Source organism: Algivirga pacifica, from assembly GCF_039543525.1.
In the GTDB taxonomy this organism is placed as follows: domain Bacteria; phylum Bacteroidota; class Bacteroidia; order Cytophagales; family Flammeovirgaceae; genus Algivirga; species Algivirga pacifica.
The window spans coordinates 54,854-67,863 of the sequence record NZ_BAABJX010000057.1 but is presented as its reverse complement, the minus strand read 5'-3'; the positions used below and the strand labels follow the sequence as shown (position 1 = coordinate 67,863).

The 13,010-nt window shown below is 37.2% G+C and carries 11 protein-coding genes; all 11 read left to right on the top strand.

Going from position 1 to position 13,010, the window contains the following annotated elements; all coding sequences use genetic code 11:
* Window positions 1-410 precede the first annotated feature (410 nt).
* The 11 genes from ABD985_RS18365 to ABD985_RS18315 all read left to right on the top strand — a co-directional run bounded on the left by ABD985_RS18365 (window position 411) and on the right by ABD985_RS18315 (window position 13,009).
* A complete protein-coding gene (locus ABD985_RS18365; RefSeq protein ID WP_345374305.1) occupies window positions 411-1,838 on the top strand; it encodes an RNA-binding domain-containing protein in 1,428 nt (475 codons plus the stop codon).
* Between the two features lie 452 nt (window positions 1,839-2,290).
* A complete protein-coding gene (locus ABD985_RS18360; protein WP_345374304.1) occupies window positions 2,291-3,580 on the top strand; it encodes an ABC transporter ATP-binding protein in 1,290 nt (429 codons plus the stop codon).
* Between the two features lie 44 nt (window positions 3,581-3,624).
* On the top strand, window positions 3,625-4,509 hold the full coding sequence (locus tag ABD985_RS18355; RefSeq protein ID WP_345374302.1) for a sulfotransferase family protein: 885 nt from the start codon (window positions 3,625-3,627) through the stop codon (window positions 4,507-4,509).
* Complete coding sequence (locus ABD985_RS18350; RefSeq protein ID WP_345374300.1) at window positions 4,502-5,734, top strand: glycosyltransferase; 1,233 nt, start codon at window positions 4,502-4,504, stop codon at window positions 5,732-5,734. The genes ABD985_RS18355 and ABD985_RS18350 overlap by 8 nt, the downstream gene beginning before the upstream one ends.
* Window positions 5,724-6,707: a glycosyltransferase family 2 protein gene (locus ABD985_RS18345; protein WP_345374299.1), complete on the top strand. Its 984-nt coding sequence runs from the start codon at window positions 5,724-5,726 to the stop codon at window positions 6,705-6,707. The genes ABD985_RS18350 and ABD985_RS18345 overlap by 11 nt, the downstream gene beginning before the upstream one ends.
* A complete protein-coding gene (locus ABD985_RS18340) occupies window positions 6,700-7,647 on the top strand; it encodes a glycosyltransferase (protein WP_345374297.1) in 948 nt (315 codons plus the stop codon). Before ABD985_RS18345 ends, ABD985_RS18340 begins: the two co-directional genes overlap by 8 nt.
* A gap of 301 nt (window positions 7,648-7,948) precedes the next feature.
* Window positions 7,949-8,755, top strand: coding sequence for a glycosyltransferase family 32 protein (locus ABD985_RS18335; protein WP_345374295.1), 807 nt, complete (start codon window positions 7,949-7,951; stop codon window positions 8,753-8,755).
* Window positions 8,756-8,777: 22 nt separating this feature from the next.
* Window positions 8,778-9,938 carry a glycosyltransferase family 4 protein gene (locus ABD985_RS18330; protein WP_345374293.1) on the top strand — a complete coding sequence of 387 codons (1,161 nt, stop codon included), beginning with the start codon at window positions 8,778-8,780 and terminating at the stop codon, window positions 9,936-9,938.
* Window positions 9,931-11,094: a glycosyltransferase family 4 protein gene (locus ABD985_RS18325; RefSeq protein ID WP_345374290.1), complete on the top strand. Its 1,164-nt coding sequence runs from the start codon at window positions 9,931-9,933 to the stop codon at window positions 11,092-11,094. Before ABD985_RS18330 ends, ABD985_RS18325 begins: the two co-directional genes overlap by 8 nt.
* 11 nt (window positions 11,095-11,105) lie before the next feature.
* Entirely contained in the window at window positions 11,106-12,209 is a 1,104-nt protein-coding gene (locus tag ABD985_RS18320) for a glycosyltransferase family protein (protein WP_345374288.1), read from the top strand.
* 2 nt (window positions 12,210-12,211) lie between these two features.
* Window positions 12,212-13,009 carry a glycosyltransferase family 2 protein gene (locus tag ABD985_RS18315; RefSeq protein ID WP_345374286.1) on the top strand — a complete coding sequence of 266 codons (798 nt, stop codon included), beginning with the start codon at window positions 12,212-12,214 and terminating at the stop codon, window positions 13,007-13,009.
* The last annotated feature ends 1 nt before the right edge of the window (window position 13,010 follow it).

Here is a 13,010-nt window from a genome sequence, read left to right as displayed (position 1 = left end):
CTCAACAGCCCGAAGGGCTCCTCAACAGCGAAGCGCTCAACCAGCGGCGCAAGCCGCCTCAACAAAAAAAAAGGTAGCCGCATAAATACAGCTACCTAAAATGAAAGTGTAATCACCCTCATTACAATTTATCGAGAGTAATCTATGTATAAAGAAGGGGGAGGTAAAGCGTTTTTCGGATCGATGTAATAAATTCGATGAAAAAGCGGTGTTTTGTTCAGGGTGCAGGGGACTGTATTTATGAATAAAAGTTATCCGTTAAATTTATGATTTATTCTTATTGAGATTTTACAGTGAAGCTTTGTCTTAACGGAGCGAAGCTCCACATCATATAATGCTCAACAGTCCAAAGGGCTACTCAACAGCGAAGCGCTCAACTAGCGGCGCAAGCCGCCTCAACATGATCAAGAATGCTAAGTAAAGAAGATGTAGAAAATATTATTCAAAGTGGAGAAGGGTATAATGCTGAGTTTAAGGAACGACTACCTAAGAAACTGCGGGAGCTGTCGGAGGAAGTTTGTGCTTTTGCCAATGCGGCAGGAGGAGTGGTGTTGATTGGAGTAGATGATGATAACCAAGTGCAAAGAGTGACGATGGATAATGCAAAACGATCAGCATTACAGAATTCATTGAATGAGATCACACCTAACCTGCATTGTCCTATCTATGCGGTGGTGATTGAAGGAAGAGAGGTATGGGTAATTGAGGTGGACTCAGGGAACAATAAGCCTTATGTTCTTTCTGGGGTGATATATGTGAGGCAGGGCCCCAATACACAGAAGTTGACCACTGTAGAGCAGATGCGGGATTTCTTTCAGCAAGCGGATAAAATTTATTTCGATGAGGCGCCTTGTAGAGAATTTTCAGTAGAAAAAGATATTGATGAAGAATGGTTTGAAGAGTTTCGCTTAGAGGCAGGGCTGTCTAAAGCGATTACTCGGCAACAGATAATCAATAACCTAAAGGTTACCACTCCTGATGGAAGCGTGAAAAACGGAGGCGTATTGTTCTTTGGGGAAAGTCCTGAACACTTTTTTGATACAGCGGCCATACGTTGTATTGCTTTTGAGGGTACAACAAAAACGAATATCATTGACGATAAACGATTTGGAGGTCCTTTAGTCAATCAATATAAACAAGCATTGCAGTGGTTGAAGTCAAAACTGAGTGTTCGTTATATCATAGAAGATGCAGGTCCCCGAAAGGAACAATGGGAGATACCGGAAGTTGCCCTGAAGGAAGCGATCATGAATGCCCTGGCTCATCGGGATTATTATGATAAAGGATCTAGAATCGTGATCGAACTATTTGAGGATCGATTGGAAGTAACCAACCCGGGAGGATTGGTAAGTGCTATTAAGCCCGATGAGTTCGGTTTTAAGAGTCACAGTAGAAATCCTTTGCTTTTTGGTCTATTGGTGCGGATCAATATGGTGGAGCAAATAGGTTCGGGAATTAGAAGGATGCAAGACGTAGTGAAAGAAGCCGGGCTTCCAGTGCCTGTATTTAAGACTGAAGGGTTGTTTACCGTTATTTTTTCTAGAGTAAGTGTAGATGAAAGTTCGGGGGAAAGTTCGGGGAAAAGTTCGGGGAAAAATTCGATGAGTTGGGAGAATACTAAGCAGCAAATAGCAACGAACTTATCTAAAAAGCTAAGTAAAAGTGCCTGGATGATTCTCGAATTAGTTTATGAAAACAAAGATATCACGATCCCGGAGATGGCCGAGCAAGTCGGTATTTCTGAGCGAGCGATACAGAAAAATATACAGAAATTAAAAGAGGAACAATTATTGGAACGAGTCGGCCCGGATAAGGGAGGCTATTGGAAAATTTGTTAAGGCGGCTTGTGCCGCTGGTTGAGCGCTTTGCTGTTGAGTCCATTACATGGTGTAGCCTTCGGGCTGTTGAGCCATTACATCGTGGAGCTTCGCTGTTGAGAAAGAATAGTACTGCAAAAACTCAACGGAGCGAAGCTCCACTCAACAGCGAAGCGCTCAACCAGCGGCGTAAGCCGCCTCAACATATACTACAGAAGTAAGATCCAACGTTATTATTCCAAGAACAAAAATACTATCTTTACATCTCAAAAGAATAGTAAATCCATATTAATCAATCAGTTTGACGAAGCGCTGAAGTGAAGATATAAGAACTCAATCCCCATTGTGCGAAGCACAACAAAGGAAATCCCAACGGAGCGAAGCTCCAAACCATGAAGTTCTCAACAGCCCGAAGGGCTCCTCAACAGCAAAGCGCTCAACCAGCGGCGTAAGCCGCCTCAACAACGAATGCAGTGAGTAACATAGCAATAAAAGTAGAAAATTTATCGAAGCAATATCGCCTCGGGCAGGTAGGGACAGGGACGATCTCTCATGACCTTAACCGCTGGTGGCATCGTATCCGTGGCAAAGAAGATCCTTATCTAAAAATAGGGGAAACCAACGACCGAACAGCCAAAGGAGCAAGCGAGTACGTATGGGCGCTACAGGATATCAACTTTGAAGTAGCACAAGGAGAAGTACTGGGGATTATCGGAAAGAACGGAGCAGGGAAGTCCACCTTGCTCAAGGTGCTTTCTCAGATCACCGCACCCACCACCGGAAGTGTAAAGGCCAAAGGACGTATTGCCTCCCTACTAGAGGTAGGTACCGGCTTCCATCCCGAGATGACAGGGCGTGAGAACATCTACATGAACGGTACCATTATGGGGATGTCTCGCTGGGAGATTACCCAGAAGCTTGACGAGATCGTCGCTTTTGCCGGGGTGGAACGGTACTTGGATACCCCTGTAAAGCGTTACTCTTCAGGCATGACCGTACGCTTAGGATTTGCCATTGCAGCTCATTTGGAGCCAGAGATTTTGATTGTAGATGAGGTGTTGGCCGTGGGAGATGCGGAGTTTCAGAAGAAGGCGATTGGGAAGATGCAGGAGGTGAGTACTGGGCAAGGGAGAACGGTGCTTTTTGTGAGTCATAATATGGCTAGTATTCAACAATTATGTACACGAGCTTTAGTTATGGAACAGGGAGCATTGACTTTTTTGGGAGATGTTAACGGTGGGATTGATTATTATTTATCTCAAGGAAAAGAAAAGACTCAAAAAACATTAATAGAAAGAACTGACAGACAAGGGAGGGGAAATGTGTTGGTGTCTGATGTTTCTTTCCTCTCTTCAGATAATAAAAATGTTAGAAATTTAGCTTCAGGGGGACAATATTTTATAAGAATGACATTGTGTGCGAGGAGTAAGATTAGTAATGTTAAAGTTCGATTGAAATTCGTAGATGATAGAGGTATTATAAGATTTATTTGTAATAATGTCTTTTTAGCGGCAGAGTTTGATATTATCGAGGAAGGAAATTACACTGCTGTTTTTAATATAATGAAATTTCCTTTGCCTAGAGGAGAGTATTCAATTGATTGTACAATTATGTCTTCAGATGGCATAGAAGATAATATAGAATCGATTACTTTTTTTGAAGTAGAAGGAGGAGACTTTTTTAAAACGGGTCGACAGCAGAATTTGAAAGAAGGTGTGTTGGTAGATCACAACTTCACTGTAAGTTCAATGATAAGCTTATAGTGGAGCGAAGTACATGTGATTTTTAATGAAATCTATAGGGAAACATGCAAAGTCAATTACTTGATAAAACGAAAACTTTTTTGAGTCGAGTTAGAAGAGTTGTCTTAAGAAATACAGTATATCATCATCGATACTTTACACCTATATTTATTGTATCGACAGGGAGAACTGGGACGAATTTTTTTGATTTTTTTTTCAATCAGAGCTTTCATGATGTTCATTGTGTACATGAACCAAAACCAGATTTTTTTGACATAGGAATGTCTAAGATACGTGAAGGTATGTTGACAGAAGAAGTGGTTGATAAGGTGAGAGCTTTGAGGTTAGATCAAATTAATAAAATGATCAACGCAAAGAAGAGTTATTATATTGAGTCAAACCCACATTTAGCTTATATTATACCTGAGCTAAAAAAAGCATACCCTAAAGCTAAGTTTGTTGTGTTAAGCAGAGATCCTAGGCAAGTAGTGGTGTCATATTACAATAAATCTCCCCTAAACGATAATGTGATGTTCACTTATGCAGATAATGATCACCGTTTACGTTTGAGAGCACTTGACTTTGAGAAGGATCCATACTTTTATGTTTGGAATGATTTTTCAAGGATAGAGAAAATAGCATGGTTTTGGAATAAGTGTAATGAGTTGATTATGAGTTCTCTACCTTTTAATAGTGATAGAGTGTTACATTTAAAATATGAAGAGTTTTTTGGAAGTGATAATAGGAGGGGAGAGTTAAAGAAATTATTATATTTTGTAGGTTTAAAGATGTGTGATGATGATTTAATAGGTTTAGAAAAAATATTAGATCATAAGAGAAATATCAATAATAATGTATTGATAAGGGACTTTGATACTTGGCAAGAGGAAGATCAGGAAAAGTTATTACAGCTTACTAAGCCGATGAGAGAAATACTTGGATATGCCTAAAAGAGTATGTATTGTGGTGTCGTCTTTTCCGACCATATCAGAAACCTTTATTCTTAACCAGATAAAGTTTTTAATTGATTCTGGTTATAAAGTACGGATCTTATCGACAAGAGATGTAGATACTTTAATTGGAAGACACCCAGTCGTTGAAGATTACCATTTAATGGATTATGCCAATACGATCGATTGGGAAAAACATATGCCGCTTAATTTTTTACAACGAATTCTTGGAGCATTAAAAGAACTCTACAAATATCGGCAAACGCCATTATTTTCAAACTTATTAAAAAGTTTTAATGTGTTGAAATATGGAAGACAAGCAGTTAATCTTGTAAAGTTCTACCAAACGTTGATGGCTAAGTTTTTTATTGATGGAGATATTATTCATGTACATTTTGCTTTGAATGCGCTACCTATTATTCCTTTGTTAGACATGATCAATCCTGATGTTAGGCTTTTAGTGACTTTTCATGGTTACGACGCATTTCATTATTCAAAACAATTTTACACTCCTCTTTTGTCTTCTAATATTGTTAGCTATACAGTTAATACTCCATTCTTAAAAGAAAAAGTAGAGAATTTATCTTTTCCAAAAGAACGAGTTAGCATTTTACCCGTAGGACTTGATACTAGCCAGTTCAATAGAGGTTTAAGATGTGGGGAGGTAAAAGGTGTGTTTAATGTGATATTTATAGGCAGGCTAATTCCTTTAAAAGCGCCTTTATTGGCTATTAAAATTATTCAACGGCTGCAGCAATTGAGAAATAATTGTCATTTAACGATTATAGGAGAAGGACCTGAATTTACAGCTTGTCAAGAGCACATTGTATACCATAATTTACAGAATATAGTTAGTATGAAAGGTAGTATGACACAGGATCAAGTCAAAAAGGAACTTTCGGAAAGCCATGTATTTTTATTTCCTGGTATCATTGATGGCGAAGGTCGCTCTGAAGCACAAGGTTTAGTGATTCAGGAAGCACAAGCAATGGAACTTCCTGTTATTGTATCAGATGTAGGGGGAATGAAATATGGAATGATTAATGGAGAAACAGGTTTTGTTGTGAAGGAAAAAGATATAGAGGGGTTTGTCGAAAAACTAAAATGGTTAATGGACCACCCCGAAGAGCAGCAAAAAATGGGAAAGGCAGCAAGAAATTTTGTAGTAGAGAATTATGATAATAAAGTGTTGGGAGAAAAGCTTATAGAAATTTATGAATCATAATGCATTAGTTACAGTCATTATTCCTTCCTTCAATACAGCTACTTTAATAGGAGAAACCCTAAACTCTGTCTTAGCCCAAACCTATCCTTATTGGGAGTGCATAGTAGTAGATGATGGCTCTATGGATGGTACTCAAAAAATAGTTAAAGCATATACTAAAAAAGATAGTCGCTTTCGTTTTTATCAGAGAGATCGAGGGCCTAAAGGGGGGAGTGTTTGTAGAAACATCGGCTTGGAAAGGGCAAAGGGAGATTATCTTATTTTTTTAGATAGTGATGACTTATTGTTGAAAACTTGTCTGGAAAAAAGGGTAGAGATAATTGAGAAGTGCCCTGATTTAGACTTTATAGTTTTTGCTACGGGGATGTTCAAAAATGAAGTAGGAGATGTGAAAGACGTTTTTAATAAAGCATCAGATGAACCACCTCTTCATCGTATTTTCAGACATGAGATGCCTTGGCAAACGACGGGACCAATTTGGAGGAAAGAGAGTTTGATTCAATTGGATGGGTTTGATGAGCGATACCCTAGGTTGCAAGACCCAGAATTACATACCAGGGCACTATTAAAAGGTTTCAGATATAAGTGTTTTTTTTCTATTTGTGACCATTATTATAGGATAATGCCAACTGTAAATAGACCGTCTGCAAATACAGTATTAAAAGGCTTTTTGCTATATAATCAGACATTTGCTCATTTAGCGCATAATAATGAATTAAAAAGTAATTTGGCTCAAGGTTTTGTTGTTTGTTTTAAAGTTATCAGTGAAAGGGTATACAATACAAGGTTGCTGTTGAAGTACGGAGCAATTCTATTGAACAATAAAGTTTTTCATTGGAAAGATTTTGTAGCACTTGGGTTGTATGAGCTTTTTACAAAGTTCGGTTTCCGACATGTAATAGGTTTAAGAAAGATTCATTGGGGATTTTATCAATATTTTCTCAATCTACCTAAAAGAAGATACAATGGATGACACAACAGTATTAAGTGTTTTGATGCCCGTTTATAATGCAGCTCAGTTTTTAAGGGATGCCATTCAAAGTATTCTTGACCAGACTTATGATAATTTTGAGTTCTTGATTATTAATGATGGCTCTACAGATCAATCGGAAGAGATTATTTTAAGTTATCAGGACCCGAGAATTCGATACATTAAAAATGAAAAGAACTTAGGCTTAATAGCCACTTTAAATAAGGGCATTGACCTTGCTAAAGGAAAGTATATTGCTCGTATGGATGCTGATGATATCGCCCGTCCTCAGCGATTTGAAAAGCAGTTGTATTTTATGCAAGAGCAAGGAGTAGATGTTTGCGGTACGGCAGTTAAGGTATTTAACTATAAGATTCGGTCACAAGCTGAAAAGGAAACTTGGGTATTCCCACAGACACATGATGATATTAGAAGAATGGGTTTGTTTCAGTGTCCAATTGCACATCCCTCAGTGATTTTTAGGAAGACTTCATTAAGATATTCCAGGGAATATAAACATGCTGAGGATTATTACTTTTGGTACTTGCATTTAAAAAATGGGTACAAATTTACGAATCTACCGGAGGTATTGCTAGACTATAGATTGCATGATACCAATGTGTCTGTGCTTCATCAAGAGGAACAAGGAAAAAATGCAAAGGTGATTCGGGATTTATTCTACACTAATGTTTATGAAACTCAAGAGCAGCTTTTCTCGGGTAAACTAACAAAAGAAAAGCTATGTAAGTATCTTCGGGTAATACGAGAGACACATGGTAAGCTTCAGGACAAAGACATTACATTAACATGGCTTGATGATTGGAATAATCGATTTATAGAATCGGCATCTCCTTTTTTGTTTGGTTTTATTTTAACGTTTTTTCTTTCTGGTAGAAGTGATTATTCCTTAAGAGACAAATTCTATTTATTAAGGAATTCCTAAGCTCTGTAGTAAGGGATTGAATGGGGATTGTTTGTTGATGTAATTGTACTTTTTTGAAACTAAGAAAAAATAGCAGTCATTCGGAAGAGAAGGGTTGTGATTCATTATTTACAGCATTTGAGAAAGTGGCTTCAGAAGTGAGAGACGCTGAACTTCAAGTTATAGTGTAAAAAAGAAAGTTTATCGGTTTCACTTTATGGTAGGAAGCTTATACACCTATCAGAAAAGTTACCTTCTGAAAGTGTACAATTTTTGGGTTTAAAAACTCATAAAGATGGCAGTAAGTAATTAGGGATATATATTGACCAGCTATAAATTTAAAAATATGATACCTAAGATAATCCATTATTGTTGGTTTGGTGAGCAGGAAAAGTCCAACCTGATAAAGGAGTGTATAGCTTCATGGAAAAAGTACTTAAAGGGATATGAGTTTATTGAGTGGACAGAGGTTAACTCTCCTTTAGATATAGATTATGCTAGACAAGCTTATGAAGCCCAGTCATGGGCATTTGTATCTGACTATGTAAGGTGTCATGCTTTATATAATTATGGTGGCATATATTTAGATACGGATATGCTTTTATTAAAACCCTTTCCTTTGTATAACAATATTAGCTTCTTTTCAGGATTAGAAACGGCTGAGTATGTCAGTTTTGGAGCAGTAGGTGTAATGAAAGGACACCCTGTGATAGAGCGGTTATTAAATTATTATCATTCTCAATCATTTATTCTGGGACAGAAAGTTACAATACCAGTATTGTTGACGAAGTATTTAATAGAAGAGGAATGTATTGATGAGCAATTGAGAACATTAAAGAATGATATTTTGATTTATTCTCAAGAGGTCTTTTATGCATTCCCCTCACATGAGTCGCATGAAGTGGAACGATATAAAAGTTATATCACGACGAACTCGATCGCAGTACATTTATGGAATGGTTCGTGGGTTGATGAATTTAAAACGTTAAGAGAGGGGCAGTTATGGAAAGGGTTTAAGCAATTTTGTAAAAGGCATTATCAACAAGGTTGGCAATCACTTCAATATTATAGAGATACCTTTTGGCTTTTGAGGCAAGGCTTGTATAAAAAAATAAAAGGGGAATCGTAGAAATAGAGTTAGAATAAACAAGATGAAGTCTTCGAGAATAGCATTTTTATTGCCTGATAAAGAACCTTATAGCAGCAAGTATGGTGGGGCTGTAGCACGTTGGGTGGCAGAAGTTAATCAATACCTTAAAACTGATCGCTTTACCATAAAAGTATTGGGTGCTGAACAAGATTCTAAAACGACTTATCCTCAAGGCAGTTTAGTAAGGTCTAAAGTTTTTACTTTCCTCTCTGTATTTAGATCAAAGTTTCCTTTGTCTTTTTTGAATAAGCGACAAGATGGACTCTTGTGGTGTATAGTTTGGTATTTCTTAGGAAGATTGAATCAGTATGAAGCTATCATCCTAGAAAATAGAGCACATTATGCACTTTATTTAAGGAAATTGGGATATCGTGGTAAATTATTGTTGCATCTACATAATGATAGTTTAGGATCTGTAGACACTACTTATTTGCAAAACCTTTCAAAGGCTTTGGATGGAGTGATAGGTTGTAGCCAAGCTATTTTGGATTCTTTTGGGGATAAATGTCCATCACTATATAAACGTAGCGTGGTTATTCATAATGGGGTTAATAATGAACTATTTACTCCTGAGGCAGGGTCTAAGCAAGGTGAAGTATTACTATTTGTAGGGAGGTTAGATAAAGGAAAGGGAATTCATTTATTGTTCGAAGTATTTGCTGAGCTTCGAAAAAAGTATGAAAATCTAAAACTTTGGGTAACAGGTAGTATGCATTTTGGTGGAGATGGAGAGAAAAGTTCTTATCAGCTAGAGTTAGAGGAGTTAGCTAGTGAATTGGATATTATAGACAAAATCGATTGGTTGGGCTATGTAGATCATGATAAAGATCTCCCCAAAGTTTTTGCAGAAGCAACTGTTTTTTGTCTTCCCTCTGTAGTTCCGGAGGCTTTTCCTTTAGTAACTCTAGAAGCGGCATTTAGTGGCACCGCAGTAGTAGCCTCTGCACTTGGGGGTACGAAAGAAGGAATGGCTGCCGTAGAAAATATTGTAGTTCCAGAAAAAGAACGGTTTGTACAGGTGATTGATAAGCTTCTGTCAGATAAAGAATACAGAGGTCAGGTGGAGAAAGCTAATTATGATTTTGTACAAGGTAAGTTTAGATGGGGGAAAATTGCTCAAGATTTTGAGTATCAACTAATGCACTTTTTAGAGAATGAATAAGCAAATAAAAGCAATTCATATTGTTAATTGGTTTCCTAATATTGACAATCCTTTTGAAACCTTGTTTGTTCGAGAGCATGTGCAATCTTTAGCTCCTTATGTAGCAAAGAATGAGGTGTTACATCTGGAAGTGGTAGAGAGTGAAAAGGATTTCGTGAGGTTAAAACATTATCCTTTGGAAGGGGTAGAAGGTTTTGCTTACAGACTTTATTTAACGAAGAAGTTAGCTCGTCCGGCGATTAAAGAGTTCCTGACTTTATTGTTATTATTGTGGGCTTTAAGGAAATACAAGGTTAATAAATTGTTCGATATATTGGTATTTCATGTGGCGTATCCTTTGGGTACTTATACCTCTTTGATAAAGAAAGTGATTAAGGTTCCGTTTGTATTTTTAGAGCATTGGACGGCTTACCATTTTAATTTCAATATGCCTAAGGATACAAAAAAGCTAGATCGTATTAAACGTATATTTCATCATAAAGTCCCCTTATTGACAGTTTCAAAAGCATTGGGTGAAGATATTAAATCATTTAGCGGAGCAGTAGACTTTCCTCATTATGTACTTCCTAATGTCGTAGATGCGAATGTGTTTACCTGTCACGCTGAACATAAAGAGAATATGCCTCAATATTTTATGGTGAATTTTTGGAGAACCATAAAATCACCTTTTCCTGCTTTTGAAGGTTTTCGAAAATTATTGAAAGAGTACCCTAATGCCGTATTGAGAGTTGGTGGGTATGGACCACTTTGGAAGGAGATGGAGCAATATGTTCAGAAGTATAGTTTGGAGCATAATATCATTTTACTAGGTAAACTACAGAAGTCCCAGATTGCAAAAGAAATGCAAGGAATCACGGCCTTTGTACACTCTACTTCTTATGAAACGTTTTCGGTCGTTACGGCAGAGGCTTTGTTATGTGGGACACCTGTAGTCGTGAGTAAGATTCCTGCGGTGGCCGAATTTGTTCATCAGGATAATGGTCTTTTAATAGAAGGGAGTACCACGGAGGATTGGTATCTTGGGTTGAAGAATCTGTTTGTGAATCGTCATAAGTATGATCGAGTGAGGATTAGTCAAGAGGTTACTGAAAAGTTTTCAAAAGAGGCAGTTGGAAAAGTCTTTGCTGCAATACTATCGGATGTTAAAGCGAGATAATAAAAAGACCAATGACTCTAAAGAATAAGGTAATTTTATTGATTTCTCCTGAAGCTTGGGGTAAAAGCTTCGTTTCTAAGCATCATTATGCTAAGACTTTAGCAGAAAGAGGGAATAAGGTTTATTTTCTGAACCCACCCACTTCCAAAGAGGAGGTAATCAGTGTCTCGGATAACCTATACATTATCAATAAACCCTTGAAATTTAGAGGAATTGGTCGATTACCAAATTGGTTGGGAGCTATCTTGACCAAGTGGGAATTACAGGTTGTTGAACAATTGATAGGAGAGGAGGTAAACATTATCTGGAATTTTGATAGCTCTCGCTTTTTTAATCTTAGTCGAATAAAAAAGCCTTTTAAGATCTGTCATATTGTAGATATGGCAGAGAATATTCATAGAGATCTATTAGCAACGACTTCTGATATTTGTTTTTGTACCTCTGATTTTATTAAACAAGAGTTACAGCCAGATAATGACCATGTCTATAAGATTCATCACGGTTATCAAGAAAGCAGAAATAATTATCAGTTGGAAGAATCTTTTGATCAACATAAAATACAGGTGGGATATGTAGGAAACTTATCACGCTTTTGTATTGATTGGAAGATCATCTTACAACTGATTAAGGAGTATCCTGATATTGATTTTAATTTTATCGGTAGCTATACTATCTCCAATTTATCACGGGAGACATTGTTAAAGGAATATATGGAAGAGTTGCAAAGGGCATCTAATGTTCGATTGCTAGGTCCTAAAGAAAGTTATCTTATTCCGTCTTACCTATCCAAAATGGATGTTTTATTGAGTGTTTATAAGATGGACACAGAGGGAGATATCAAACAACACTCTAACTTACACAAGACGATGGAGTATTTGGGGAGTGGTAAAGTGATTGTGTCCAGTTATTCGGATGAATATAAAGATTATCCAGAGTTACTGATAATGAGTAAGAAGAATGAGGAACTGTTGGAGAAGTTTAGGGAAGTGGTTAGTGATATAAGAACGTATAATAGTTCTGAGAAGGAGCATCTAAGAAGGCTATTTGTGGAAAATCATACCTATAGTAAACAATTAGACAAGATAGAACGGATTATTGACAACCATCTAAGTTAACTATGAATTGTTTGGTTTCTATTATAATGCCCGCCTACAATGCCGCAGCTTATATCCAACAGGCGATCACCTCAGTACTGAAGCAGACGCACTCCAACTGGGAGTTACTGATTATAAACGATGGTAGTACAGATAATACTTCAGAAATCATCCAGTCTTATTCAGACGCTCGTATACGTTATTTCGAGCAAGAAAATAAAGGAGTAAGCAGTGCCCGAAACAAAGGACTGCAAGAGATGAAAGGAGATTATTTTTGCTTTTTGGATGCGGATGATATGTTTTCGGAAAATAGTTTGAAGGCTCGGTTGGATGCTTTTGTGGATGGAGTGGCTTTTGTAGATGGAGTGGTGGAGAAATATGATGCAAGCATGTCCAGGGTGTTGGAAACTTGGGAGCCTACGTATCAAGGTAAACCACTAAATGCATTAGTGAATTTAGATAGTAGATGTTTTCTTGGACAAACCTGGATGGTAAAGCGAAATACTCAAAGGATATATGCCTTTAAGGAAGGAATGACGCATAGCGAGGATTTGTTGTTTTATCTAACAATAGCAGAAGATGGTCTATATACTTGTGTGGAAGAAGTAACTTTGAAATACCGTACGGGACATGGATCGGCGATGAGTAATTTAAAGGGCTTGGAAGAGGGTTATTTTACAGTTTGTCAACAGTTGTCTAGTATAGTAGGAATCACAAGGAAACAACAGGCTAATTTTAAAAGAAAGATAAAGTTGATCATGTTTAAATCTTATCTTAAAGAGAAAGATTTGCCATCAGCTATTGGTGTACTTTTTCGATAGT